Annotated in this window: 23 protein-coding genes and 1 pseudogene; 11 read left to right on the top strand and 13 right to left on the bottom strand. The window is 60.1% G+C overall.

The annotated features are described in order from the left end of the window. The first annotated feature begins 17 nt into the window (after positions 1–17). The 3 genes from dnaN to gyrB are packed head-to-tail and all read left to right on the top strand — an operon-like array spanning position 18 to position 4,668. Entirely contained in the window at positions 18–1,121 is a 1,104-nt protein-coding gene (gene dnaN / locus AC1DRN_RS05035) for a DNA polymerase III subunit beta (protein ID WP_007969885.1), read from the top strand. 20 nt (positions 1,122–1,141) lie between these two features. Next, a complete protein-coding gene (recF, locus tag AC1DRN_RS05040) occupies positions 1,142–2,245 on the top strand; it encodes a DNA replication/repair protein RecF (RefSeq protein ID WP_007985068.1) in 1,104 nt (367 codons plus the stop codon). A gap of 5 nt (positions 2,246–2,250) precedes the next feature. Continuing rightward, a complete protein-coding gene (gyrB, locus tag AC1DRN_RS05045) occupies positions 2,251–4,668 on the top strand; it encodes a DNA topoisomerase (ATP-hydrolyzing) subunit B (RefSeq protein WP_095943029.1) in 2,418 nt (805 codons plus the stop codon). 61 nt (positions 4,669–4,729) lie between these two features. Here gyrB and AC1DRN_RS05050 read toward each other — a convergent pair whose 3' ends face one another. Next, entirely contained in the window at positions 4,730–5,446 is a 717-nt protein-coding gene (locus AC1DRN_RS05050; RefSeq protein ID WP_223459106.1) for a response regulator transcription factor, read from the bottom strand. 169 nt (positions 5,447–5,615) lie between these two features. Here AC1DRN_RS05050 and AC1DRN_RS05055 point away from each other — a divergent pair, with 169 nt between their 5' ends. Further along, the gene (locus AC1DRN_RS05055; protein ID WP_223459109.1) at positions 5,616–7,151 is read left to right on the top strand and encodes a sensor histidine kinase; all 1,536 of its coding nucleotides are present in this window, start codon (positions 5,616–5,618) and stop codon (positions 7,149–7,151) included. A 216-nt stretch (positions 7,152–7,367) separates the two neighbouring features. Here AC1DRN_RS05055 and AC1DRN_RS05060 read toward each other — a convergent pair whose 3' ends face one another. The 4 genes from AC1DRN_RS05060 to glyQ all read right to left on the bottom strand — a co-directional run bounded on the left by AC1DRN_RS05060 (position 7,368) and on the right by glyQ (position 11,792). After that, positions 7,368–8,147, bottom strand: coding sequence for a lysophospholipid acyltransferase family protein (locus tag AC1DRN_RS05060; protein WP_223455494.1), 780 nt, complete (start codon positions 8,145–8,147; stop codon positions 7,368–7,370). 90 nt (positions 8,148–8,237) lie between these two features. Continuing rightward, a complete protein-coding gene (gene gmhB / locus AC1DRN_RS05065; RefSeq protein ID WP_223459112.1) occupies positions 8,238–8,783 on the bottom strand; it encodes a D-glycero-beta-D-manno-heptose 1,7-bisphosphate 7-phosphatase in 546 nt (181 codons plus the stop codon). A gap of 4 nt (positions 8,784–8,787) precedes the next feature. Next, positions 8,788–10,842, bottom strand: a complete 2,055-nt coding sequence (glyS, locus tag AC1DRN_RS05070; protein WP_223459114.1) for a glycine--tRNA ligase subunit beta — start codon at positions 10,840–10,842, stop codon at positions 8,788–8,790. Then, positions 10,839–11,792, bottom strand: a complete 954-nt coding sequence (glyQ, locus tag AC1DRN_RS05075; protein ID WP_003187265.1) for a glycine--tRNA ligase subunit alpha — start codon at positions 11,790–11,792, stop codon at positions 10,839–10,841. Before glyQ ends, glyS begins: the two co-directional genes overlap by 4 nt. Positions 11,793–11,873: 81 nt before the next feature. On the opposite strand from glyQ, the gene tag reads away from it, so the two are divergent. Together tag and AC1DRN_RS05085 are read left to right on the top strand one after the other, a co-directional pair. Continuing rightward, complete coding sequence (gene tag / locus AC1DRN_RS05080; RefSeq protein WP_204932641.1) at positions 11,874–12,431, top strand: DNA-3-methyladenine glycosylase I; 558 nt, start codon at positions 11,874–11,876, stop codon at positions 12,429–12,431. Between the two features lie 40 nt (positions 12,432–12,471). After that, positions 12,472–13,359 carry a lysophospholipid acyltransferase gene (locus AC1DRN_RS05085; protein ID WP_223459116.1) on the top strand — a complete coding sequence of 296 codons (888 nt, stop codon included), beginning with the start codon at positions 12,472–12,474 and terminating at the stop codon, positions 13,357–13,359. 59 nt (positions 13,360–13,418) lie between these two features. On the opposite strand, the gene AC1DRN_RS05090 is transcribed toward AC1DRN_RS05085, so the two are convergent. The 5 genes from AC1DRN_RS05090 to def form a co-directional block, all read right to left on the bottom strand. Continuing rightward, positions 13,419–13,742: a tetratricopeptide repeat protein gene (locus tag AC1DRN_RS05090; RefSeq protein WP_223459118.1), complete on the bottom strand. Its 324-nt coding sequence runs from the start codon at positions 13,740–13,742 to the stop codon at positions 13,419–13,421. A 177-nt stretch (positions 13,743–13,919) separates the two neighbouring features. Next, a complete protein-coding gene (gene trkA, locus AC1DRN_RS05095; RefSeq protein ID WP_223459120.1) occupies positions 13,920–15,296 on the bottom strand; it encodes a Trk system potassium transporter TrkA in 1,377 nt (458 codons plus the stop codon). 22 nt (positions 15,297–15,318) lie between these two features. Then, on the bottom strand, positions 15,319–16,629 hold the full coding sequence (rsmB, locus tag AC1DRN_RS05100; RefSeq protein ID WP_223459122.1) for a 16S rRNA (cytosine(967)-C(5))-methyltransferase RsmB: 1,311 nt from the start codon (positions 16,627–16,629) through the stop codon (positions 15,319–15,321). Beyond that, entirely contained in the window at positions 16,626–17,585 is a 960-nt protein-coding gene (gene fmt / locus AC1DRN_RS05105) for a methionyl-tRNA formyltransferase (RefSeq protein ID WP_223459124.1), read from the bottom strand. The genes rsmB and fmt overlap by 4 nt, the downstream gene beginning before the upstream one ends. A 69-nt stretch (positions 17,586–17,654) precedes the next feature. Next, positions 17,655–18,161, bottom strand: coding sequence for a peptide deformylase (gene def, locus AC1DRN_RS05110; protein ID WP_108218782.1), 507 nt, complete (start codon positions 18,159–18,161; stop codon positions 17,655–17,657). A 265-nt stretch (positions 18,162–18,426) separates the two neighbouring features. On the opposite strand from def, the pseudogene AC1DRN_RS05115 reads away from it, so the two are divergent. The 3 genes and pseudogenes from AC1DRN_RS05115 to tsaC form a co-directional block, all read left to right on the top strand. After that, positions 18,427–19,173: pseudogene (locus AC1DRN_RS05115) on the top strand (peptidoglycan-binding protein); the annotation flags it as partial. Between the two features lie 81 nt (positions 19,174–19,254). Beyond that, entirely contained in the window at positions 19,255–20,361 is a 1,107-nt protein-coding gene (gene dprA, locus AC1DRN_RS05120) for a DNA-processing protein DprA (RefSeq protein WP_223459129.1), read from the top strand. A 54-nt stretch (positions 20,362–20,415) separates the two neighbouring features. Further along, positions 20,416–20,973 carry an L-threonylcarbamoyladenylate synthase type 1 TsaC gene (tsaC, locus tag AC1DRN_RS05125; RefSeq protein WP_057397341.1) on the top strand — a complete coding sequence of 186 codons (558 nt, stop codon included), beginning with the start codon at positions 20,416–20,418 and terminating at the stop codon, positions 20,971–20,973. 132 nt (positions 20,974–21,105) lie between these two features. Here the strand turns inward: tsaC and AC1DRN_RS05130 are convergent, their stop codons facing one another. Continuing rightward, positions 21,106–22,083: an NADPH:quinone reductase gene (locus AC1DRN_RS05130; protein WP_223459131.1), complete on the bottom strand. Its 978-nt coding sequence runs from the start codon at positions 22,081–22,083 to the stop codon at positions 21,106–21,108. A gap of 163 nt (positions 22,084–22,246) precedes the next feature. On the opposite strand from AC1DRN_RS05130, the gene hemF reads away from it, so the two are divergent. Together hemF and aroE are read left to right on the top strand one after the other, a co-directional pair. Then, the gene (gene hemF, locus AC1DRN_RS05135) at positions 22,247–23,161 is read left to right on the top strand and encodes an oxygen-dependent coproporphyrinogen oxidase (protein ID WP_223459133.1); all 915 of its coding nucleotides are present in this window, start codon (positions 22,247–22,249) and stop codon (positions 23,159–23,161) included. 13 nt (positions 23,162–23,174) lie between these two features. Continuing rightward, complete coding sequence (gene aroE, locus AC1DRN_RS05140; RefSeq protein WP_223459135.1) at positions 23,175–23,996, top strand: shikimate dehydrogenase; 822 nt, start codon at positions 23,175–23,177, stop codon at positions 23,994–23,996. Positions 23,997–24,160: 164 nt separating this feature from the next. Here the strand turns inward: aroE and AC1DRN_RS05145 are convergent, their stop codons facing one another. Together AC1DRN_RS05145 and choX are read right to left on the bottom strand one after the other, a co-directional pair. Next, on the bottom strand, positions 24,161–25,729 hold the full coding sequence (locus AC1DRN_RS05145) for a SulP family inorganic anion transporter (RefSeq protein ID WP_223459137.1): 1,569 nt from the start codon (positions 25,727–25,729) through the stop codon (positions 24,161–24,163). A 156-nt stretch (positions 25,730–25,885) separates the two neighbouring features. Further along, positions 25,886–26,806 carry a choline ABC transporter substrate-binding protein gene (choX, locus tag AC1DRN_RS05150; RefSeq protein WP_477786644.1) on the bottom strand — a complete coding sequence of 307 codons (921 nt, stop codon included), beginning with the start codon at positions 26,804–26,806 and terminating at the stop codon, positions 25,886–25,888. Positions 26,807–26,819: the final 13 nt, after the last annotated feature.

Here is a 26,819-nt window from a genome sequence, read left to right on the forward strand (position 1 = left end):
AGGCAAGGGACTAGACCATGCATTTCACCATTCAACGCGAAGCCCTGTTGAAACCCCTGCAACTGGTCGCAGGCGTCGTCGAACGCCGACAGACCTTGCCGGTGCTTTCCAACGTGCTGCTGGTTGTCGAAGGCCAGCAACTGTCGCTGACCGGTACCGACCTGGAAGTCGAGCTGGTCGGTCGTGTTCAACTCGAAGAGCCGGCGGATCCGGGTTCCATCACCGTGCCGGCGCGCAAGCTGATGGACATCTGCAAAAGCCTGCCGAACGATGCGCTGATCGACATCAAGGTCGATGAGCAGAAGCTTGTGGTCAAAGCCGGCCGTAGCCGCTTCACCCTGTCGACACTGCCAGCCAATGACTTCCCTACTGTGGAAGAAGGCCCGGGTTCGCTGACCTGCAGCCTGGAGCAAAGCAAACTGCGTCGTCTGATCGAACGCACCAGCTTCGCCATGGCCCAGCAGGACGTGCGTTACTACCTCAACGGCATGTTGCTGGAAGTGTCCGCTGGCGTAATCCGCGCCGTAGCCACCGACGGTCATCGTCTGGCCATGTGCTCGATGCAGGCCGATATCGGCCAGCCGGATCGTCACCAGGTCATCGTGCCGCGCAAAGGTATCCTTGAACTGGCACGCCTGCTCACCGAGCCGGACGGCAATGTCAGTATCGTGCTGGGTCAGCACCACATCCGCGCCACCACCGGGGAATTCACCTTCACCTCGAAACTGGTCGACGGCAAATTCCCGGACTACGAGCGTGTTCTGCCTAAGGGCGGAGACAAGCTGGTGCTGGGTGATCGCCAGGCGCTGCGCGAAGCGTTCAGCCGTACCGCGATTCTGTCCAACGAAAAGTACCGTGGTATCCGTCTGCAACTGGCCAGCGGTCAGCTGAAGATCCAGGCGAACAACCCGGAGCAGGAAGAAGCGGAAGAAGAAGTGGGCGTTGAATACAACGGTGGCTCCCTGGAAATCGGCTTCAACGTGAGCTACCTGCTCGACGTACTGGGCGTGATGACCACCGAGCAGGTTCGTCTGATCCTGTCCGACTCCAACAGCAGCGCGCTGGTGCAGGAATCGGATAACGACGACTCGGCCTACGTTGTCATGCCGATGCGTCTGTAATCATGCTCAGCAGAAGCTAGATGTCCTTAAGTCGCGTCTCGGTCACCGCGGTGCGCAATCTGCATCCGGTGACCTTCTCCCCCTCCCCCCGCATCAATATTCTTTACGGCGCCAACGGCAGCGGCAAAACCAGTGTTCTGGAAGCCATCCATCTGCTGGGGCTTGCCCGTTCGTTTCGCAGCACCCGCCTGTTGCCGGTCATTCAATACGAACAACTGGCGTGCACAGTCTTTGGCCAGGTTGAGCTGGCAGAGGGCGGGCATAGCGCCTTGGGCATTTCGCGGGATCGCCAAGGCGAATTTCAGATCCGTATCGATGGGCAGAACGCGCGCAGCGCCGCACAACTGGCCGAGATCTTGCCACTGCAATTGATCAATCCGGACAGCTTTCGATTGCTGGAAGGTGCGCCGAAGATTCGCCGGCAGTTTCTGGACTGGGGTGTGTTCCACGTGGAACCGCGCTTCATGTCAACCTGGCAGCGCTTGCAGAAGGCCCTGCGCCAGAGAAACTCTTGGCTGCGGCATGGTACACTTGACGCCGTTTCGCAAGCGGTTTGGGACAGGGAACTGTGCCAGGCCAGCGCTGAAATTGATGAATACCGCCGCGCTTATATCAAAGCCTTGAAACCAGTCTTTGAACAAACCTTGAGCGATCTGGTTGAGCTTGAAGGCTTGACGCTCAGCTATTACCGCGGCTGGGACAAAGACCGTGAACTGAGTGCCGTACTCGCTGGATCCCTTCAACGGGATCAGCAAATGGGGCATACCCAGGCCGGACCACAACGTGCTGATTTGCGTCTCAGACTGGGCGCGCACAACGCCGCGGACATCTTGTCCCGTGGCCAGCAGAAGTTGGTGGTTTGCGCATTACGGATTGCCCAAGGGCACTTGGTCAGCCAGGCTCGACGCGGTCAGTGTATTTATCTGGTGGATGACTTGCCGTCCGAGCTGGACGAGCACCACCGTCGCGCGCTTTGCCGCTTGTTGGAAGACTTACGCTGCCAGGTGTTTATCACCTGTGTAGATCACGAATTATTGAGGGAAGGCTGGCAGACGGAAACGCCAGTCGCTCTGTTCCACGTGGAACAGGGCCGTATCACCCAGACCCACGACCATCGGGAGTGAAGGCATTGAGCGAAGAAAATACGTACGACTCAACGAGCATTAAAGTGCTGAAAGGCCTGGATGCCGTACGCAAACGTCCCGGTATGTACATTGGTGACACCGACGATGGCAGCGGTCTGCACCACATGGTGTTCGAAGTGGTCGATAACTCGATCGACGAAGCTCTCGCCGGCCACTGCGACGACATCAGCATCATCATCCACCCGGATGAGTCCATCACCGTTCGTGACAACGGTCGTGGCATCCCGGTAGACGTGCACAAAGAAGAAGGCGTTTCGGCAGCCGAGGTCATCATGACCGTGCTGCACGCCGGCGGTAAGTTCGACGACAACTCCTACAAAGTATCCGGTGGTCTGCACGGTGTAGGTGTGTCGGTGGTGAACGCACTGTCCAAAGAACTGGTCCTGACCGTTCGCCGTAGCGGCAAAATCTGGGAACAGACTTACGTACACGGTGTTCCGCAAGAACCGATGAAAATCGTTGGTGAGAGCGAAACCACGGGCACCCAGATTCACTTCAAGCCATCGGCTGAAACCTTCAAGAATATCCACTTCAGCTGGGACATCCTGGCCAAGCGGATTCGTGAACTGTCCTTCCTAAACTCCGGTGTCGGCATCGTCCTCAAGGACGAGCGCAGCGGCAAGGAAGAGCTGTTCAAGTACGAAGGCGGCCTGCGTGCGTTCGTTGAATACCTGAACACCAACAAGACTGCGGTCAACCAGGTGTTCCACTTCAACATTCAGCGTGAAGACGGCATCGGCGTGGAAATCGCCCTGCAGTGGAACGACAGTTTCAACGAGAACCTGTTGTGCTTCACCAACAACATCCCACAGCGCGACGGCGGTACTCACCTGGTGGGTTTCCGTTCCGCACTGACGCGTAACCTCAACACCTACATCGAAGCAGAAGGCCTGGCGAAGAAGCATAAAGTCGCCACCACCGGTGACGATGCCCGTGAAGGCCTGACCGCGATCATTTCGGTAAAAGTGCCGGATCCGAAGTTCAGCTCCCAGACCAAAGACAAGCTGGTGTCTTCCGAAGTGAAGACCGCGGTCGAACAGGAAATGGGCAAGTACTTCTCCGACTTCCTGCTGGAAAACCCGAACGAAGCCAAACTGGTCGTCGGCAAGATGATCGACGCGGCTCGTGCCCGTGAAGCGGCGCGTAAAGCCCGTGAGATGACCCGCCGCAAAGGCGCGCTGGACATCGCCGGCCTGCCAGGCAAACTGGCCGACTGCCAGGAAAAGGACCCTGCCCTGTCCGAACTGTACCTCGTGGAAGGTGACTCCGCGGGTGGCTCTGCCAAGCAAGGACGTAACCGTCGGACCCAAGCCATCCTGCCGCTGAAGGGCAAGATCCTGAACGTCGAGAAGGCGCGCTTCGACAAGATGATCTCTTCGCAAGAAGTGGGCACCTTGATCACCGCGCTGGGCTGTGGCATCGGCCGCGACGAGTACAATATCGACAAGCTGCGCTACCACAACATCATCATCATGACCGATGCTGACGTCGACGGTTCGCACATCCGTACATTGCTGCTGACCTTCTTCTTCCGTCAATTGCCGGAGCTGATCGAGCGTGGCTACATCTACATCGCCCAGCCGCCGCTGTACAAAGTGAAGAAAGGCAAGCAAGAGCAATACATCAAAGACGACGACGCCATGGAAGAGTACATGACGCAGTCGGCGCTTGAAGATGCGAGCCTGCACCTGAACGAAGAAGCACCGGGTATCTCCGGTGAAGCCCTCGAGCGTCTGGTGACTGACTTCCGTCTGGTGATGAAGACCCTCAAGCGTCTGTCGCGCCTGTACCCACAGGAGCTGACCGAGCACTTCATCTACCTGCCAGCGGTGAGCATGGAGCAACTGTCCGATCACGCAGCGATGCAAGATTGGCTGGCTCAGTACGAAGTTCGCCTGCGCACCGTCGAGAAGTCCGGCCTGGTTTACAAAGCCAGCCTGCGTGAAGACCGTGAACGTAACGTTTGGCTGCCAGAGGTCGAACTGATCTCCCACGGCCTGTCGAACTACGTCACCTTCAACCGCGATTTTTTCGGCAGCAACGATTACAAGACTGTCGTTTCGCTAGGCGCTCAACTGAGCACCCTGCTGGACGACGGCGCGTACATCCAGCGTGGCGAGCGCAAGAAGCCGGTGACCGAGTTCAAGGAAGCCCTTGAATGGCTTATGGCTGAAAGCACCAAGCGTCACACCATCCAGCGATACAAAGGTCTGGGCGAAATGAACCCGGATCAGCTGTGGGAAACCACCATGGACCCAAGCCAGCGCCGGATGCTCAAAGTGACCATCGAAGACGCCATTGGCGCGGACCAGATCTTCAACACCCTGATGGGTGATGCGGTCGAACCTCGTCGTGACTTCATCGAAAGCAACGCCCTGGCGGTGTCCAACCTGGACTTCTGATCCCGGTCGATGCCAATGAAAAGGCCAACGCATTGCGTTGGCCTTTTTTATTGCCTGCGTTTCACTCGCGCGCCCCCACCACACTCTCCAACCGATACCCATACCCGTAAATCGTCAGCAACTGCCAACCGCGGTCCGCCGTCAGGCCAAGCTTGTTGCGCAGGCGATAGATGTGCGTATCCAGCGGCCGGGACGACGACATTTCTTCATGGGGCCAGAGTCGTTCGTACAGGTAATCCCGCGACAGCGGTCGGCCGAGGTTGCTGAACAGGCAATGCGCCAGGCGGTACTCGCGTTCGGTCATGACGATCGGTTTGCCGTCGCGAGTGACGGTCAGTTCGGCGTCGTCGAAAACGAGGCCATTGAAGCTCAACACTTCAGCAGTTGCGCGCTGCTGGGCATGGCGGCGCAGTACCGCGCCAACACGGGCTTTCAGTTCATTGGGGCGGAAAGGTTTGCTGACGTAGTCGTCGGCGCCAGCATTCAGGGCCTGAACGATATCGCTTTCGCCGTCGCGACTGGTGAGCATGATTGCCGCCGGCGGTGCTTCCATGTGTTCGCGGGTCCATAGCAGCAATGACAAACCCGTGAGGTCTGGCAGTTGCCAGTCGAGGATCAGCAGGTCGAAGGTCTCCCGACGCAATTGTCGCAACAGGTCTTCGGCCCGTTCGAAGCTGTGCAGCGACCACGGCTGCTTTCCGGCTTCGGCCATTTGTTGCAGGGTTTGTTCGACCCGGCGCAGTTCGGCGGGCTCATCGTCCAGAATCGCAACACGCATACAGGTGATTCCTTGTCGCTTGGGCAGCTCTTCATCGACCATAGCGGCTCAATCGATACAGTGAAAGCAAGCGCCCCGCCGTTGGTCGCGGCGTCCGCTATGATTCTTTGAGTCGAATCCTCAGGCGTAGGAATCATGAAACCGTTTATCCCGCCCTGCCCTGTTGGCCATGTTTGACCAACGTAGCCGTGAAAGCCGAGAGCCCAGCCAGGTACAGCGATTGTTTCGGCAATTGGTGCGCGAGTGGTTGTGGATAAGTCTTGTGCTGTTACCGCTGACGACGTTGCTGTCCTATCGCGTGCAAATCAACCTGGGTGATGCATCCCCGGGCTTGAGCGCAGGGCTTTCCCTTGGTCTGGTGACGTGCGTGCTCGGGTTGCTGCTGTGGCGCCCGCGCCTGGCGCTCTGGTTGACGCTCACGGGGATGGCTTGTGCGTTGCTGACCAGCGCCGGCCTTGCGGAGTTCAAGCGCTGGTGGTGGTCACCGACGCCTGCGGTGCTGGGGATGCTGTTTGGTTATCTGATCTGGAACTGGCGGCGCCTCAGTGTGGTGCTGACCTATTTCGGTTGGGAATTGGCGCGGTTGGACAGCGAGCCGAAAGTGTTTCCGGAGCGCCGTCGTGCCCAGTATCCCGGTGGCGACCGTTTGCAGAAGCAGATCATGGCGCTGGAACAAGCCATGAGCCTGACCCGCGATACCCACCGATTTATCGCCGATGGCCTGGAGTACTTGCCGGTGGCCACGTTGATCAGCGATCCCCAGGGGCAGATTCTGCTCGGCAACCGCAAGGCCCGCGACCTGTTTGGTGGCGATCTGGTCGGCGATGATGTGCTCGGGCGACTTAAACAGCTGGGTTATCCGGATATGAACCGTGGGCCGGGCTCATCTTTATCGACACTGCCGTTGCTGGAGTTTCGCGACCTAAAGGAACGCAGCCTGCGTCTGGAGCGTGCCGAGCTGTTACCAGTAGACGGGGAAACCCCTGTCGGCTGGTTGTGGAACCTGACTGACCTGAGTGTCGAACGTGATGCAGAAGAGCAACGCGCGGTCCTGTTGCGTTTTCTGTCCCACGACCTGCGGGCACCCCACTCGGCCATCCTCGCGCTGCTCGATGTGCATCGTCATCAGGTGGGCGGTGACCTGCAACTCTTCGATCAAATCGAAAGGCAGGTACGCCGGGCCCTGGAACTGACTGACGGCTTCGTTCAACTGGCGAGGGCCGAGTCCGAGGCTTATCAGTTTCAGCCGAGCCTGTTTGCGATGCTGGTACTGGATGTATTCGATCAGGCGCTGCCCATCGCGCAGCTGAAACAGATCGAACTGGTTCATCAAGTGGAAGAAGAGGCACAGGAAAGTCTGGTTCTGGCGGATCAGGCACTGCTGACCCGGGCGTTGTTCAATCTGCTGGAAAATGCCATCAAGTACAGTGTTTCAGGTACTCGTATCCATTTGCGCGTCAGTCAACGCGACGGCTGGCTGATCTGTGAGCTCATCGATCAGGGCAAAGGCATCACCGCAGAGGAGTTACCCGAACTGTTCAGCCAATACCGGCGCTTTTCTTCCGCCCAGGGTATCGATGGCGTGGGGCTGGGATTGTCGATGGTCAAAGCCGTTGTGGATCGGCACGGCGGGCGAATCGAGTGTCAGAGCGAGGTGGGTCGGGGCACGACATTCAGGCTGCAATTTCCGCTATTTACAGAATGAAAGCGAGCGACCCAGGTCGCCCTGTCATGTCGCCAGTCTGCGATTGTTCCGGGCATAAAAAAACCGGCTATATCAGCCGGTTTTTTTACGTCCGAAAAAAACTTATGCACGTTTTTATGATTTTTATCTCTCTGAGAAATATGTAAAAAAATCATAAACTTACGTACAAATAACGACGGTTTTCAGTGGAACGGTACACAGGTTATCCACAGAATCTCAGACAGCCACCTGATCGTTTGAAACCGGCGCTTGCGGAGCCGGTGGCAGCGAGCCCATTTCCCGTTGCATCTGCTCATTCCACGCCTGAACCCGGTCGTTCAATTCGGCAATGGCTCGTGGCCCGTTGCCTTCGGCATACATCGGTGCACCAATGATCACAGTGATGACGCCCTGCTTCTTCGCCCAACCGGTTTTCGGCCAGAACTTGCCTGCGTTGTGCGCAATCGGCAGCACCGGCAATTCGGCGTTGACCGCCAATGCGCTGCCACCGCGCGAGAACTTTCCGACGGTGCCGAAAGGAACGCGCGTGCCTTCGGGGAAGATCAGCACCCAGACATTGTCCTTGAGCAGTTCATCGCCCTTCTTCGCAACATGCTTGAGTGCGGCTTTCGGGTTGTCGCGATCGATGGCGATCGGTCGCAGCATGGCCATGGCCCAACCGAAGAACGGCACATAGAGCAGTTCACGTTTGAGCACCTGGCTCAGCGGTGAAAAGTAAGCAGAGAGAAAGAACGTCTCCCACGTGCTCTGGTGGTTCGACTGAATGACGCAAGGCCGTTCAGGTACGTTCTCGGCACCCTTCACTTCGTAGCGGATACCCAGAAACACTTTGCTCAGCCACAAGGCGCAGCGGCACCAGTACACGTTGATAAAGCGGTAACGTGCCTTGAAGGGCAGAAACGGCGCGATAAAAAAGCTCAGGCTGCACCACAGCAAAGAGCTGGTGCCCAGCAGCAGGTAAAAGAGGAAGGTTCTGATGGCCTGCAATATCGACATGGTGACGTTTACCGTTGCGGGAAATACCCGCCTATGTAAAGCGCACTTCCCTATCATCCTATGCCAGGAATTTCAGAAGCGCACACTTAGTTAAGTGCATTTGTGCACAAGTTCTGCGGCAATCGCCGCCAGATCGTCAAAAATCAATGTGCCAACCGGAAGGGTTTTACCCAAAGTCTTTTCGCCTTTCCCGGTCTTTACCAAAACTGGCTGTGAATCGACGGCTTTGGCGGCTTCCAGGTCACCAAGGCTGTCGCCGACGAACCAGAGATTGGTCAGCGACACGTTGTAATGAGCGGCGATGGTTTTCAACATCCCGGGTTTCGGCTTGCGGCAATCGCAGCCTTCGTCCGGCCCGTGGGGGCAGTAGACGATCAGGCCGACTTCACCGCCCTGCTCTGCCACCAGCGCGCGCAAGCGCTCGTGCATGGCATCCAGGGTGGCGAGGTCGTAATAGCCGCGAGCGATGCCCGACTGGTTGGTGGCGACCGCTACCGTCCAGCCGGCCTTGCTCAACTGCGCGATGGCTTCGATCGAACCGGGGAGCGGAATCCACTCCTCCACCGACTTGATGTAAGCGTCGGAGTCGTAATTGATCACTCCGTCCCGATCGAGAATCAGCAGTTTCAACAGCAATCCCTCAACCCAGCAGTGAAATGTCGGCGACACCGAGGAACAAACCACGCAGACGCGCCAGCAACGCATAACGGTTGGCGCGGACTTTTGCGTCCTCCGCGTTGACCATCACGGCTTCGAAGAACGCATCCACCGGCTCGCGCAGTGCAGCCAGGCGTGCCAGGGATTCGCTGTACTGACGCGAGGCGGCCATCGGCTGTACAGCCTGGTCAGCCTGCTGGATCGCCGAGTACAGGGAGAACTCGTTGGCGTTGTCGAAGTACTTGGCTTCCACGACTGTCGGAACGGAGCCTTCGACCTTGCTCAGCAAGTTCGACACGCGCTTGTTCACCGCGGCCAGGGCGGCGGCTTCCGGCAGTTTGCGGAAGGCCTGTACCGCTTGCACACGCTGGTCGAAGTCCAGGGCCGAGCCTGGCTTCAAGGCACGTACCGACAGGTAGGTGGCGACGTCGACGCCTTCGTCTTCGTAACGGGCACGCAGACGGTCGAAGATGAACTCCAGCACCGAGTCATTGAGGCCGGCAGCCTTGATCTTGGTCCCGAATGCATCCACGGCGAAGGCCACGGCGTCGGTCAGGTCCAGGTCCAGTTGTTTCTCGATCAGGATGCGCAACACGCCCAGTGCGGCACGGCGCAGGGCATACGGGTCTTTGCTGCCGGTCGGCAGCATGCCGATACCGAAAATACCCACGAGGGTGTCGAGCTTGTCGGCGATGGCCACGGCCGCACCGGTCAGGGTGGACGGCAGTTCAGCGCCGGCACCGCGTGGCATGTACTGCTCGTTCAGGGCCAGGGCGACATCTTCCGGCTCGCCATCGTTGAGGGCGTAGTAGTAACCGGCGACACCTTGCATCTCCGGGAACTCGCCGACCATCTCGGTCGACAGGTCGCACTTCGAAAGCAGGCCCGCACGGGCTGCCCATGCAGCGTTGCCGCCGATGCGCTGAGCGATGAATGCGGCGAGCCTGGAAACGCGCTCGGCCTTGTCGTAGACGCTGCCGAGTTTTTCCTGGAACACCACGTTCTGCAGGCGCAGGTTGAAGTCTTCGAGCTTCTGCTTCTTGTCTTGCTTGAAGAAGAACTCGGCGTCGGTCAGGCGTGGGCGGACCACTTTCTCGTTACCGGCGATGATCTGCTGCGGGTCTTTGCTTTCGATGTTGGCCACGGTAATGAAACGTGGCAGCAACTTGCCGTCGGCGTCCAGCAGGCAGAAGTACTTCTGGTTGTCCTGCATGGTGGTGATCAGGGCTTCCTGTGGCACGTCGAGGAAGCGTTCCTCGAACGAGCACACCAGCGGCACCGGCCATTCGACCAGCGCGGTCACTTCATCGAGCAGCGCTGGCGGAACGATTGCCGTGCCTTCCTGACGGGTGGCCAGCTCTTCGGTGCGCTTGCTGATGATCTCGCGACGCTCGTTGGCGTCAGCCAGCACGTAGGCGGCACGCAGGTCGGCCAGGTAGCTGGATGGCGAACCGATGCGCACGCTTTCCGGGTGATGGAAGCGGTGACCACGGGAATCGCGGCCGGCCTTCTGGGCGAGGATGGTGCAATCGATGACCTGGTCACCGAGCAGCATCACCAGCCATTGGGTCGGACGAACGAATTCTTCCTTGCGCGCGCCCCAACGCATGCGTTTCGGGATCGGCAGGTCGTTCAGGGAATCTTCGACGATGGTCGGCAGCAGGCTCGCGGTCGCCTTGCCGGCGATGCTCTGGCTGTAGCGCAGTTTCGGGCCGCTCTGATCGATTTCGCTCAGTTCGACGCCGCACTTCTTGGCGAAGCCCAGGGCCGCCTGGGTCGGGTTGCCTTCGGCATCGAATGCGGCCTGGCGTGGCGGGCCGTCGAGGTTGATGCTGCGATCCGGCTGCTGGGTGGCCAGCGAGGTGATCAGCACGGCCAGGCGGCGCGGGGCGGCATAAACAGTTTTGCTTTCGTAGTTCAGGCCGGCGGCTTGCAGGCCCTTGTCGATACCGGCGAGGAACGCCTCGGCCAGGGTGTTCAGGGCTTTGGGTGGCAGTTCTTCAGTGCCCAGTTCAACCAGAAAATCCAGAGCACTCATTGTGCAGCCTCCAGCTTGGCCAGTACTTCATCACGCAGGTCCGGGGTCGCCATCGGGAAGCCCAGCTTGGCGCGAGCCAACAGGTAGGCTTGCGCAACGGAACGCGCCAGGGTGCGTACACGCAGGATGTATTGCTGACGCGCAGTCACGGAAATTGCCCGGCGCGCATCCAGCAGGTTGAAGGTGTGGGAAGCCTTCAACACCATTTCGTAGCTCGGCAACGGCAGCGGCTGGTCGAGTTCGATCAGGCGCTTGGCTTCGCTTTCGTAGAAATCGAACAGTTCGAACAGCTTGTCGACGTTGGCGTGTTCGAAGTTGTAGGTCGACTGTTCCACTTCGTTCTGGTGGAACACGTCGCCGTAGGTCACCTTGCCGAACGGGCCGTCAGCCCAGACCAGGTCGTAGACCGAGTCCACGCCTTGCAGGTACATGGCCAAACGCTCGAGACCGTAGGTGATCTCGCCGGTCACCGGGTAGCACTCGATGCCGCCCGCTTGCTGGAAGTAGGTGAACTGGGTGACTTCCATGCCGTTGAGCCAGACTTCCCAGCCCAGACCCCAGGCGCCGAGGGTCGGCGATTCCCAGTTGTCTTCGACGAAGCGGATGTCGTGGACCAGCGGGTCCAGGCCGACGTGCTTGAGGGAGCCCAGGTACAGTTCCTGGAAATTGTCCGGGTTCGGCTTCAGGACGACCTGGAACTGGTAGTAGTGCTGCAGACGGTTCGGGTTTTCGCCGTAGCGGCCGTCAGTCGGACGACGGCTTGGCTGCACGTAGGCGGCGTTCCAGGTTTCCGGGCCAATGGCGCGCAGGAATGTTGCAGTGTGGAAAGTGCCGGCGCCTACTTCCATATCGTAGGGCTGAAGTACCACACAACCTTGCTCGGCCCAGTATTGCTGGAGGGCGAGGATCAAGTCTTGGAAGGTACGCACGGCTGGCGTAGGCTGGCTCACGAAATTCACCTGTTTCTTGGGCTGCGATTTAAAGAGCGGGAGTATACCCGATTCGTTGCTGCGCACGCCCCCTGGAGCCTTATGCCACGCTGCTTTTGGTGTTCCGAAGATCCGTTGTACATGGCTTATCACGATCAGGAGTGGGGCACGCCGCTACGCGATGCGCAGGGATTGTTCGAGTTGCTTTTGCTCGAAGGGTTCCAGGCCGGGCTTTCCTGGATCACGGTGCTGCGCAAACGCGAGCATTATCGCCAGGTGATGTTCGGCTTCGACGTCCAGCGCGTAGCGCAGATGAGCGATGCCGAAATCGACGAATTGATGCTCGATCCGGGCATCATCCGCAACCGCCTCAAACTCAACGCGGCCCGGCGCAATGCCCAGGCCTGGCTGGCGCTGGAGGACCCGGTGGAGTTTCTCTGGTCGTTTGTCGGTGGCACGCCCGTGATCAATCATTTCAAGGATCGCAGCGAAGTCCCGGCCGTTACGCCGACCGCCGTGGAAATGAGCAAAGGCCTGAAAAAAGCCGGTTTCACGTTCGTCGGGCCGACCATTTGTTACGCGCTGATGCAGGCCTCGGGCATGGTCATGGATCACACCCGCGATTGCGACCGCTACGCGCAGTTGGCGAACGGCGGTTAGAATGGCCGCCTCGCGCACAGCACAAGATCAGGAGTGACCTGTGGATAAGTTGAAAGGCGCCTTGCTGGTAGGCGCTCTGCGGCTGTTTGCCCTGCTTCCGTGGAGGGCCGTGCAGACCGTGGGCTCGGCGATTGGCTGGGTCATGTGGAAAACCCCGAACCGTTCCCGCGACGTGGTACGGATCAACCTGTCCAAATGCTTTCCGGACATGGACCCTGCCGAGCGTGAGCGCCTGGTGGGCCAGAGCCTGAAGGACATTGGCAAGTCCCTGACCGAAAGCGCCTGTGCCTGGATCTGGCCCGCCCAGCGTTCCATCGACCTGGTGCGCGAGGTCGAAGGCCTCGACGTGTTGAAAGACGCCCTCGCGTCCGGCAAAGGCGTGGTCGGCATCACCAGTCACCTGGGCAACTGGGAAGTGCTCAACCACTTCTATTGCAGCCAGTGCAAACCGATCATTTTCTACCGTCCACCCAAATTGAAGGCGGTGGATGAATTGCTGCAAAAGCAGCGGGTGCAGTTGGGTAACAAGGTCGCAGCTTCCACCAAGGAAGGCATCCTCAGCGTCATCAAGGAAGTGCGCAAAGGTGGCGCAGTGGGCATTCCCGCTGACCCGGAACCGGCTGAATCCGCCGGGATCTTCGTGCCGTTCTTCGCCACTCAGGCGCTGACCAGCAAGTTCGTGCCGAACATGCTCGCCGGCGGCAAGGCGGTCGGCGTGTTCCTGCATGCACTGCGCCTGCCGGACGGTTCAGGTTACAAGGTAATACTGGAAGCCGCGCCGGAGGCCATGTACAGCACCGATACCGAAACCTCCTGCGCGGCCATGAGCCAGGTGGTCGAGCGCTATGTGCGGGCTTATCCGAGCCAGTACATGTGGAGCATGAAGCGCTTCAAGAAGCGTCCACCGGGTGAAGCTCGCTGGTATTGATGCAAAAAATCAAAAGATCGTCCGAACGCGGCCCGAGCCTTCGGACGATCTTTTGATCTTTATTGGCCTGCGTGCGCCTGACGCTCGAGCTTCTTCAGGAACACTGTCATTTCCTTCTCGGCCTGTTTGTCACCATGGCCGCGGGCAGCTTCCAGGCCTTGCTCCCAGGCTTGTCGCGCGGCCGCAAAGTCCGCCAGCGCCAGGTGGGCCTTGCCCAGTAGTTTCCACGCCGCCGAATACTTCGGGTCGAATTCGACGCAGCGTTGAAAATGCTCCACTGCCTTGGCGTTCTCCCCCAGATCCAGATAGCCCTTGCCCAAGCCGAAGCGTAGCAAAGCGTTATCCACACCCTTGGCGAGCATTTTTTCCAGGGATTCGATCATTGGTGGATTCCTTTTTGAGGTGTGTCAGGAAGATATCCGGGATCTGGAAGTCCGCTATCGCGAGCAAGCTCGCTCCCACAGTTGATCTTCAGAAACACAAATGGTGTGTACGACCGAGAACCCTGTGGGAGCGAGCTTGCTCGCGATGAGGCCAGCCTGATCACCGAAAAATCCGGATCAGAAGAAGCTCAACCCCACATGGAACAACTTCTCCACATCGCGAATATGCTTTTTATCCACAAGGAACAAAATCACATGGTCGCCCGTTTCGATCACGGTGTCGTCATGGGCAATGATCACTTCTTCGTCGCGGATGATCGCACCGATGGTGGTGCCCGGCGGCAGGCCGATGTTCTCGATGGCCTTGCCGATCACCTTGCTTGATTTCGCATCACCATGGGCAATCGCCTCGATGGCCTCCGCCGCGCCTCGGCGCAGTGAGTGCACGCTGACGATGTCGCCCCGGCGCACGTGGGCCAGCAAGGTGCCGATGGTGGCGAGTTGAGGGCTGATGGCGATGTCGATGTCACCGCCCTGGATCAGATCGACATAAGCCGGGTTGTTGATGATGGACATCACCTTCTTCGCACCCAAGCGCTTGGCCAGAAGCGACGACATGATGTTGGCTTCGTCGTCGTTGGTCAGGGCGAGGAACAGGTCCGCGTCGGCGATGTTCTCCTCCATCAGCAGGTCGCGGTCCGAGGCGCTGCCCTGTAACACCACGGTGCTGTCGAGGTGGTCCGAGAGATGACGGCAACGGGCCGGGTTCATCTCGATGATTTTCACCTGATAACGGCTTTCGATGGCCTCGGCCAAACGCTCGCCGATTTGCCCGCCACCGGCGATGACGATGCGTTTATAGGTTTCATCGAGACGACGCATTTCGCTCATGACCGCGCGAATGTTCGCTTTGGCGGCGATGAAAAACACTTCGTCGTCGGCCTCGATCACCGTGTCGCCCTGGGGCAGGATCGGCCGGTCACGACGGAAAATCGCCGCGACACGGGTTTCAACGTTCGGCATGTGCTCGCGCAACTGCCGCAGTTGCTGACCCACCAGTGGCCCGCCGTAGTACGCCCGCACCGCCACCAGTTGCGCCTTGCCTTCGGCGAAGTCGATCACCTGCAAGGCGCCGGGGTGCTGGATCAGGCGCTTGATGTAGTTGGTAACCACTTGTTCCGGGCTGATCAGCACGTCCACCGGAATCGCTTCATTCTGGAACAATTGCTCTTCGCGGGTCAGGTACGCGGCTTCGCGAACCCGGGCGATTTTGGTCGGGGTGTGGAACAGGGTGTGGGCGACCTGGCAGGCGACCATGTTGGTTTCATCACTGTTGGTCACCGCGACCAGCATGTCGGCATCATCCGCTCCGGCTTGACGCAACACAGTCGGGAATGAGCCACGACCTTGTACCGTGCGGATGTCCAGGCGGTCGCCGAGATCGCGCAGGCGTTCGCCATCGGTATCGACCACGGTGATGTCGTTGGCTTCGCTGGCCAGGTGTTCCGCCAGTGAACCGCCCACCTGCCCTGCTCCGAGGATGATGATTTTCATCCAGTCACTCCATTGAATCCGTTTAACCGCGAGCGGCGGCGATCTTGATCAGCTTGGCGTAGTAGAAACCGTCGTGGCCGCCTTCCTGGGCCAGCAACTGGCGACCATGGGGCTGCTTGATGCCGGCTGCCGTGGCGAGGTCAAGCTCACGAGCACCCGGCGTGCGGGCGAGGAAGGCTGCGATGACTTCGGTGTTTTCGGTCGGCAGCGTGGAACAGGTGGCGTACAGCAGAATGCCGCCCACTTCCAACGTGTTCCACATGGCGTCGAGCAATTCGCCTTGCAGCACCGCCAACGCGGCGATGTCGTCGGGTTGGCGGGTCAGCTTGATGTCCGGGTGACGACGAATTACGCCAGTAGCCGAGCATGGCGCATCCAGCAGGATGCGCTGGAATGGCTTGCCGTCCCACCACGCCTGAGTGTCGCGGCCGTCGGCGGCAATCAGTTCGGCGCTCAGCTTCAGACGTTCGAGGTTTTCCCGCACCCGCACCAGGCGCTTGGCTTCCAGGTCTACCGCCACGACGCCGGCCAGTTTGGGCTCGGCTTCGAGGATGTGGCAGGTCTTGCCGCCCGGAGCACAGCAGGCGTCGAGCACCCGTTGGCCGGGGGCCAAGTCCAACAGATCAGCGGCCAGTTGCGCGGCTTCGTCCTGCACGCTGATCCAGCCATCGGCGAAACCCGGCAGGCCGCGCACGTCGGTGGCGGCTTCGAGCACGATGCCGTCGCGGCTATAGACACACGGCGTGGCGGCGATACCGGCATCTGTCAGCAAACCGAGGTAGGTATCGCGACTGTGATGGCGACGGTTGACCCGCAGGATCATCGGCGGATGCGCGTTGTTGGCGGCGCAGATGGCTTCCCATTGCTCCGGCCAGAACGCCTTCAGGGATTTCTGCAGCCAGCGAGGGTGAGCGGTGCGCACCACCGGGTCACGCTCCAGCTCGGCGAAAATCGTTTCGCTTTCGCGCTGAGCATTACGCAACACAGCGTTGAGCAGAGCCTTGGCCCAAGGCTTTTTCAACTTGTCGGCGCAACCGACCGTCTCGCCAATCGCGGCATGGGCCGGGACACGGGTATAGAGCAACTGATAGAGACCGACCAGCAACAGCGCCTCGACATCGGCATCGGCGGCCTTGAACGGTTTCTGCAGCAGCTTGTCCGCCAGCGCCGACAAGCGTGGCTGCCAGCGCGCGGTGCCGAACGCCAGGTCCTGGGTGAAGCCGCGATCACGGTCCTCCACCTTGTCCATCTGCGTTGGCAGCGAACTGTTGAGCGAGGCTTTTCCGCTCAGGACAGCGGCGAGTGCCTTGGCGGCGGCCAGACGCGGATTCATTGAGCGTCCGCCGCTTGACCGAGGATCGTGCCGGTGGCGAATTTCTCGCGGCGGCTGTTGAACAGGTCGCTGAAGTTAAGCGCCTTGCCGCCGGGCAACTGCAAGCGGGTCAGGCACAGGGCCTGTTCGCCGCAGGCGACGATCAGGCCGTCCTTGCTGGCGCCGAGGATTTCACCTGGGGCGCCTTTGCCTTCGGCCAGGTTCGCGGCCAGCACTTTCAGGGCTTCGCCATTCAAGGTGCTGTGGGTGATCGGCCATGGGTTGAAGGCGCGGACCAGACGTTCCAGCTCAACCGCCGGGCGGGTCCAGTCGATGCGCGCTTCGTCTTTGTTCAATTTGTGCGCGTAGGTCGCCAGGCTGTCGTCCTGCACTTCGCCCTCCAAGGTTCCGGCGGCGAGGCCGGCAATCGCCTGGACCACGGCCGGAGGGCCCATTTCGGCCAGCCGATCGTGCAGGCTGCCGCCGGTGTCTTCGGCGCTGATCGGGGTGGTGACCTTGAGCAGCATCGGCCCGGTATCGAGGCCAGCCTCCATGCGCATCACCGTCACGCCACTTTGCGCATCGCCCGCCTCCACGGCGCGCTGGATCGGTGCAGCGCCACGCCAGCGCGGCAGTAGCGAGGCGTGGCTGTTGATGCAACCCAGACGCGGAATATCCAGCACCACTTGCGGCAGGATCAGGCCGTAGGCGACCACCACCATCAAGTCTGGCTTCAACGCGGCCAGTTCCGCTTGCGCGTCTCCATTGCGCAAGGTGGGCGGCTGCAACACCGGGATGTTGTTCTCCAGAGCAAGCTGCTTGACCGGGCTCGGCATCAGTTTTTGCCCGCGACCGGCCGGACGATCCGGTTGGGTGTAGACCGCGACGATCTCGTAAGGGCTGTCGAGCAGGGCCTTGAGGTGTTCGGCGGCGAATTCCGGGGTGCCGGCAAAGACAATGCGCAGTGGCTCAGTCATGGGTGTTCTCTATTGCAAAGCATCTTGAAAAGAAAAAGGCTTGCCGCAGCAAGCCTTTGAAGATGGGCATCAGGCGTTCTGGCGATGGAGCTTTTCCAGTTTCTTCTTGATGCGGTCGCGTTTGAGCGTGGACAGGTAATCAACGAACAATTTGCCGTTGAGGTGGTCGCATTCGTGCTGGATGCACACCGCGAGCAAATCTTCGGCGATCAGTTCGTAAGGCTGGCCGTCGCGGTCCAGCGCCTTGACCTTGACCCGTTGCGGGCGATCGACGTTTTCGTAGAAGCCCGGCACCGACAGGCAGCCTTCCTGATACTGGCCCATCTCGTCGGTCAGCGGTTCAAACTCGGGGTTGATGAACACTCGCGGTTCGGTGCGGTCTTCGGAGAGGTCCATCACGACGATACGTTTGTGCACGTTGACCTGGGTAGCGGCAAGGCCGATGCCAGGCGCTTCATACATTGTTTCAAACATGTCGTCGACCAACTGACGCACTTCGGCGTCCACTACGGCCACTGGCTTGGCGATAGTGCGCAGGCGCGGATCAGGGAATTCGAGGATGTTCAAAATGGCCATAAGCTTGATGATTGCACGTGTGAAGTAAGGTCGGGTCGATGGCCTGGCGGGTCCGAAGAAATGCAGGCTACCGTTGTAAAACGTAGCTCCCTTCTGTTGACAAGCAAGTTTTGACAAGCAAGCCGGGAGCGAGCCGTTGAGGGCTCTGGCGTTTCACGCGAACGTACATAATAAAGGGATTCACCGCATGAGGAAATCACTACTCACCCTGCTGCTCCTGGTCTCGGCAGGTTGGGCGCATGGGCAAGTGCAACTTCGGGAAGACATTCCCACCATTAAGCTCTCGCCTCAGGTGCGCAGTAGCCCGGTGACCGAGGCTATCCCCAGCATTGCGCTGAAATCGATCAACAGCTTTCTGCTGAGCAACCGCATCGTCGACAAGGCCGAGGACTTCGACAAGGCGCCCTACATCGTCGCCGGCGATGCCGAGCGCGTACTCAGCGGCGCGGGTGACCGCATCTTTGCCCGCGGCCATTTCGATCCGGCGCAACCGGCGTACGGCATCTTCCGCCAGGGCAAGGTCTACACCGATCCGCAGAGCAAGGAAATTCTGGGGATCAACGCCGACGACATCGGCGGCGGCGAGGTCGTGGCCATCGAAGGTGACGTCGCCACTCTGGCATTGCAACGCACGACCCAAGAGGTCCGCATCGGCGATCGCTTGTTCAGCGGTGAAGAGCACGCGATCAACTCGACCTTCACGCCCAACGCACCGAGCCACGAAATCAACGGTTTGATCATCGATGTGCCGCGTGGGGTCACGCAGATCGGCGAGTTGGACGTGGTTACGCTGAACAAGGGGCAGCGCGACGGTCTGGCCGAAGGCAATCTGCTTGCGGTGATGAAGACCGGCGAAACCGTGCGCGACCGGATCACTGGTCAGCCGTTGAAAATTCCTGATGAGCGCGCCGGTCTGCTGATGGTTTTCCGTACCTACGAAAAACTCAGTTATGGGCTGGTGCTTAGCGCTTCGCGCTCGCTGTCGGTGATGGACAAGGTGCGAAATCCGTAAGCGTGCTTCACAAGTTACCAACAGAGTTATCCACAGCTTATTCCCGTTTGTACGGGTGCTTATTACGATCAAGGATGATCCATGTCGCTGTCTACTGTTACACCGGTTTCCCCCGCGGAACTGGAAGCTCGATTACGTCTGCATCGTTTGCCGGAACTCGGTCCTGCGCGTTTCAAGAAATTGCTCGAAGCCTTCGGCTCGGCATCCAAAGCCCTCAGTGCGCCGGCCAGTGCCTGGCGTTCGCTGGGTTTGCCACTGGCCTGTTCCGAGGCCAGACGAAGCACTGAGATTCGTGACGGCGCCAGCCACGCATTGGCCTGGTTAGACCGCCCGGCCCAGCATTTACTGATGTGGGACCAGCCTGACTACCCGGCACTGCTGGCACAAATCAGCGATGCACCACCGCTGTTATTTGTCGCGGGCAATCCGGGCATTCTGGAAAAACCCCAACTGGCGATGGTCGGCAGCCGGCGCGCGTCCCGGCCGGGGATGGACACCGCTGCGGCGTTTTCCCGCAGCCTGGCCGGTGCCGGTTTTGTCATTACCAGCGGCCTCGCCCTGGGCATTGACGCCGCCGCGCACCAAGCCGCGCTCGATGTCGGCGGGCAAACGGTCGGTGTGCTCGGTACGGGGCTCGAGAAGTTTTATCCACAGCGAAATAGACGCCTGGCGGACGCCATGATCGCTTCGGGCAGCGCAGTGCTTTCGGAGTTCCCGCTGGATGCAGGCCCCAGCGCCGGCAACTTCCCTCGACGCAACCGGATCATCAGTGGTTTGTCTCTCGGGGTGCTGGTGGTCGAAGCCAGTGTCGCCAGCGGTTCGCTGATCACCGCGAGGCTGGCGGCGGAACAGGGGCGCGAAGTGTTTGCGATGCCCGGGTCGATCCATCACCCCGGCGCCCGCGGCTGTCATCAGTTGATCCGGGACGGTGCGGTGCTGGTGGAAACCATCGAACATATCCTCGAAGCCTTGCGCGGATGGCAGCGACTGCCGTTGTCCACAGAAACCTGCACCCCTGCAACGACTCACCCACTGCTGAAGCTGCTGCATGCCGCGCCTCTCACCAGCGAAGCGCTGGCCGACGCAAGCGGCTGGGCCTTGCCAAAAGTGCTGGCTGCGTTGACGGAACTGGAAATGGATGGCTGCGCCGTGTGCGAAAGCGGACGCTGGTTTGCGCGGGTGAGCTAGGTTTTATAAACAAGATCGGTAAACTGCGCAGAGCCTTATTCTGGAGTGTTTTTCATGGTCAACAGTTGGCGTGTGCAACAAGCCGCGCAAGCAATTCGCGCCGGGGCGGTGATTGCCTACCCAACCGAAGCAGTCTGGGGCCTGGGGTGCGACCCGTGGGACGAGGAAGCGGTGGAGCGTCTGCTGCTGATCAAGGGCCGGTCTGTGGATAAGGGGCTGATTCTGGTCGCCGACAACATCCGTCAGTTCGATTTCCTCTTCGAAGACTTTCCCGAGTTGTGGATGGACCGCATGGCCAGCACCTGGCCAGGTCCGAACACCTGGCTGGTGCCGCACCAGAACCTGCTGCCGGAGTGGATTACCGGGGTGCATGAGACGGTAGCGCTACGCGTCAGCGATCACCCGCTGGTACGGGATTTGTGCGCACTGGTCGGGCCGCTGGTGTCGACGTCGGCCAACCCGCAGGGGCGCCCGGCGGCACGTACGCGGATTCGCGTCGAGCAGTATTTCCGTGGCCAGGTGGATCTGGTGCTAGGCGGAAATCTGGGGGGGCGCAAGAACCCGAGCGTGATTCGCGATCTGGCGACCGGCAAGGTTGTGCGCCCGGACTGATACCGAGGCGACCCCAATCGCGGGCAAGCCCGCTCCCACAGTGTCTTCTGATGTTCACAAAATTTGTGGTCACCGCTGATCCTTGTGGGAGCGGGCTTGCCCGCGATGAGGCCCAGGCAGGCACTGAAAATGTTAAGGCAGCAGAACAACCGAACCGGTCGTACGCCGCGCCGACAACTCGGTCTGCGCCTTCGCCGCATCAGCCAGCGGATAACGCTGGCTGATGTCCACCGTCAACTTGCCGCTGGTGATCATCTCGAACAGTTCGTCGGCCATGCGCTGCAGGTTTTCGGCGTTGTTCGCATAAGTGCCGAGGGTTGGCCGGGTCACGTACAGCGAGCCTTTGCCCGCCAGGATCCCCAGGTTCACGCCGTCGACCGCACCAGATGCATTGCCGAAGCTCACCACCAACCCACGCGGCGCGGCGCAGTCGAGTGAAGTCAGCCAGGTGTCCTTGCCGACGCCGTCGTACACCACCGGGACTTTTTTGCCGTCAGTCAATTCCAGCACGCGTTGGGCGACGTTTTCATGGCTGTAGTCGATGGTCGCCCAGGCTCCGTTGGCCTTGGCCAGTGCAGCTTTCTCTGCCGAGCTGACCGTGCCGATCAGCTTCACGCCCAAGGCCCTGGCCCATTGGCAAGCCAGGGAACCGACACCACCGGCCGCGGCGTGGAACAGGATGGTTTCGCCACCCTTGAGTTCATAAGTCTGACGCAGCAGATACTGCACGGTCAGGCCCTTGAGCATCACCCCGGCGGCCTGTTCGAAGCTGATGGCGTCCGGCAGCTTTACCAGATTGGCCTCGGGCAACACGTGAACATCACTGTAGGCGCCCAGAGGGCCGCTGCCGTAGGCCACACGATCGCCGATCTTGAAGCGGGTCACGTCGCTGCCCACCGCCTCGACCACGCCCGCACCTTCCGAGCCGACACCCGATGGCAGGGACGGCGGCGGGTAAAGACCGCTGCGATAATAGGTGTCGATAAAGTTCAGGCCGATGGCCTTGTTGGTCACGCGCACTTCCCTGGAGCCTGGCTCGGCGGGTTGGTAATCCACATACTCGAGTACTTCGGGGCCGCCATGGGCGCGGAACTGGATACGCTTTGCCATCTGAACTCTCCATAGGTCGTTTTACCAAGCTCCCTATCGGACTCCTAAGCTTGATCTTCGTCAACTGCGGAGGGGTAACGTGCGATGTTATGCTACGGGCCCATTTGCGCAGACTGAGCTCCAATGGAGCGCCGCGTAGTTTTGCCCGATTCAAGGTGATGACATGACGACCCGCACCGAGGCCGTAAAAGCCTACCTGCTCGACCTGCAAGAGCGCATTTGCGCCGCCCTGGAAGCCGAAGACGGCGGCACGCAATTCGTCGAAGACGCCTGGACCCGGCCTGCCGGCGGTGGCGGTCGCACCCGTGTGTTTGAAAACGGTGCGGTGATTGAAAAGGGTGGCGTGAACTTTTCCCACGTCTTCGGTAGCGGTCTCCCACCCTCCGCCAGCGCTCATCGACCGGAGCTGGCGGGCCGTGGCTTTGAAGCCCTGGGCGTGTCGCTGGTGATTCACCCGCACAATCCGCACGTGCCGACTTCCCACGCCAACGTGCGCTTTTTCATCGCTGAAAAAGAAGGTGAAGAACCGGTGTGGTGGTTTGGCGGCGGCTTCGACCTGACCCCGTATTACGGCAACGAAGAAGACTGCATCCACTGGCATCGCGTCGCCAAGCAGGCCTGTGCGCCGTTCGGCCCGGACGTTTACCCGCGTTACAAGGCCTGGTGCGACAGCTATTTCCACATCAAGCATCGCCACGAGCCGCGCGGCATCGGCGGGCTGTTTTTCGACGACCTGAACGAGTGGGACTTCGACACCAGCTTCGCCTTCATGCGCGCCATCGGCGATGCGTACATCGACGCCTATCTGCCGATTGTGCAGCGCCGCAAGAACGATGCGTTCACAGCCAAGCAGCGCGAGTTCCAGGAATTCCGCCGTGGCCGCTACGTTGAATTCAACCTGGTCTATGACCGTGGCACGTTGTTCGGCCTGCAATCGGGTGGGCGGACCGAGTCGATTCTGATGTCGCTGCCACCACAAGTACGCTGGGGTTACGACTGGAAGGCCGAGCCTGGCAGCGAAGAAGCGCGCCTGACCGAGTATTTCCTGCAAGACCGCGATTGGTTGGCCGACGCCTGAACGAGGAAACCTGATGGACCGTTATGTCGTATTCGGAAACCCGATTGGCCACAGCAAGTCGCCGTTGATCCATCGCCTGTTCGCCGAGCAGACCGCGCAAAAGCTGGACTACAACACGCTGCTGGCGCCACTCGACGACTTTCCCACCTGTGCCCGGACGTTTTTCCTCGAAGGACGCGGCGCCAATGTGACGGTGCCGTTCAAAGAAGAGGCCTATCGATTGGCCAACAGCCTGACGGCACGGGCGCAGCGCGCCGGTGCGGTCAATACCTTGAGCAAACTGGCCGACGGCAGTCTTCTGGGCGACAACACCGACGGCGCCGGGCTGGTGCGGGACCTGACGGTCAACGCCGGATTCAGCCTCAAGGGCAAACGCATCCTGTTGCTCGGTGCTGGTGGTGCGGTGCGAGGTGCTTTGGAGCCGTTGCTGGCCGAGCAACCGGCATCGGTGATCATCGCCAACCGCACGGTGGAAAAGGCCGAGCTTTTGGCGGAACTGTTCTGTGATCTGGGACCGGTCTCGGCCAGTGGCTACGACTGGTTGCAGGAGTCGGTGGACCTGATCATCAACGCGACCTCCGCGAGCCTGACAGGCGATGTGCCGCCAATTGCGCCCAGCCTGATCGAACCGGGCAAAACGGTATGCTACGACATGATGTACGGCAAGGAACCGACCTCGTTCTGCCGCTGGGCCAGTGAACACGGGGCTGCGGTGGCGATGGATGGCTTGGGGATGCTGGCCGAACAAGCGGCGGAAGCGTTTTTCCTGTGGCGCGGCGTGCGCCCGGATACGGCGCCGGTACTGGCTGAATTACGGCGGCAATTGGCCCTTTGAAAGCTTGGCGAGCAAGCCTGCTCCCACACTGGATTTGTGAACGACACAGATCAAATGTGGGAGCGAGTTTGCTCGCGATAGCGGTATATCTGGCACATCAATGCTGGATGTACTGCCGTCATCGCGAGCAAGCCTGCTCCCACAGGGTTCAGAGTCAAGTCGGATTAATCCTCAAACCGGATCGGGCATTTCTCCGCCCCTTCCAGCTTCCTCAACTCTTCCACCACCTGCGGCCGGGCCCGGCGCAGGGTCAGGCTGCGATCTTGCCGCAGTAATCGCCGCGCTTCCTGATGCAGCATTTCCACCCCTGAATAGTCGATGAAGTTGATCTGCTGCGCCTCGATCACCACCCGCGCGCCGTGCATGCGTTGCAGGCGTACTTGCAAGTAATGGCTGGCACCGAAAAAAATTGAACCGCCCACCCGCAGAATGTCTTCCTCGCCATCTCGCACATGCTGCACCCGTGGCTGCGAGGTGCGCTTGAGGTAGAAAAAAAGCGAGGCCAGCACGCCGGCGTAGATCGCCGTTTGCAATTCCAGCAGCAGCGTGGCGACGCAGGTCAGCGCCATTACCACGAACTCAGCGCGGCTGACCCGCAACAACGCGCGAATGCCGCGGTGGTCCACCAGCCCCCAGGCGATCAACAGAATGCTCCCGGCCATCGCCGGGATCGGGATGTGCGCGATCAGGCTCGCGCCGAAGATTGCAAACAGCGCCACCCACAACGCCGAAAAAATCCCCGCCAGTGGCGAACAGGCTCCCGCTTCATAGCTCAGGCCTGAGCGAGTGAAAGAGCCGGCCGACAGCGATCCGGAAAAAAACGCCCCGACGATGTTCGACAGGCCTTGGGCACGAACTTCCTGATTGGCATCAAGTAATTGCTGCGAACGCGCCGAGATCGAGCGGGCAATCGACAGGCTGGTGACCAGCCCGAGCATACCGACCGCCACTGCACTGGGCAGCAGGCGCAGGATCAGATCGAGATCCAGCGGCAACGGACTGAAAGGCGGCAGCTTGCCGGTGAAGGCGCTGACCAGTTGCACATGGCCGAACATTGATGGCCAAAGCCAGACCAGCAATGCAGCCAGCACCAGCGTGATCAACAGCGTCGGCCAGCGTGGCAACCACAGCTTGAGGATCACGCCCACCACCACCGTCGCCAACCCCAGCGCCAGCGAAGGTTTGTCCATTTCGCCGAGATGGCGCAACAACGTGATGAAGCTATCCAGAGCGGTGGCCTGGCTGGGCAAATCCAGCCCCAGCAGGTTAGGCAATTGACCGATGGCAATCACCACGGCAGCACCCAGGGTGAAGCCGAGTACCACCGAGTGAGAGACGAAATTCACCAGTGCGCCAAACCGTAGTAAACCCAGCAGCCACTGGAAGATACCGGCAAGAAACGTCAGCAACAGGATCAACATGACGTAATCCTGCGAGGCTGGAACGGCCAGAGGACTCACGCTGGCGTACAGGACAATCGAGATGGCCGCCGTAGGGCCACAGATCAAATGCCACGACGAACCCCACAGGCAGGCGATCAACACCGGGATGATTGCCGCGTAGAGGCCGTATTCCGGTGGGAGACCGGCAATCAGTGCGTAGGCAATGGATTGCGGCAACGCGAGAATCGCGCCGCTGAGGCCGACGATCATGTCGCGCCCGACGCTGGCGCGGGTTTGCCGGGGTAGCCAGGTGAGGAAAGGGAAGAGTGAATGGCGGCTTGGCAGGGCCATGGGGCCTCTCGAGTGGGATTTTGCGCAAGGGTATCAGGACGAGATGACGATGTGCCCATGTGGGAGCGAGCTTGCTCGCGATGGCAATGGGACAGTCGGCAAATTTGCTGAATGTGAATACGTCATCGCGAGCAAGCTCGCTCCCACAGGTATTGGTTACAACTTGGCTTTGACCGCCGGCAACGCATCCTTGCCATCCACGGTCTTCACCCCATCGAGCCATTTATCCAGCACCGCCGGATTGGCCTTGATCCAAGCCTTGGCCGCATCAGCGTTACTGATCTTCTTGTTCACCACCTCAGCCATGATGCTGTTCTCCATGTCCTGGGTGAAACTCAGGTTGGTCAGCAGTTTGCCGACGTTCGGGCAGGCCTGTGCATAGCCTTTGCGGGTCAGTGTATGCACGCTGCCGGTGTCACCGAAGTATTTTTCACCACCCTTGAGGTAATGCATTTTCAGCTGCACGTTCATCGGGTGCGGGGTCCAGCCGAGGAAGGTCACGAATTTCTGTTTCTTCACTGCGCGGGACACCTCGGCCAGCATTGCTTGCTCGCTGGACTCGACCAGTTTCCACTGACCCATGTCGAAATCGTTTTTCTTGATGATCTCTTGCAGCGAGATGTTCGCCGGCGCGCCGGAGCCGATGCCGTAGATCTTGCGGTCGAACTTGTCGGCGTATTTGTTCAGGTCGGCAAAGTCATGCACACCCGCGYCCCACACGTAATCCGGAACGGCGAGGGTGAATTCGGTGCCTTCGAGGTTCTTCGCCAGTTGCGTGACATCGCCGTTGGCGACGAACTTGTCATAGAAGCCTTGCTGCGCCGGCATCCAGTTACCCAGGAACACATCGACCTGGCCATCCTTGAGCCCGCCAAAGGTGATCGGCACCGCGAGGGTGTCGATCTTGGCCTTGTAGCCCATGCCGTCCAGCAGAAACCCGGTGATGGCATTGGTCGCGGCGATGTCGCTCCAGCCCGGGTCGGCCATTTTCACGGTCTCGCAACTCTGATCGGCAAACGCCGATGCACTGCCCAGAGCCAGGAGCCCGACCGTCAGTACTGTGGATAACCTTTGCATGGACTTCCCCTTA

This window comes from Pseudomonas sp. P5_B3, assembly GCF_056400405.1.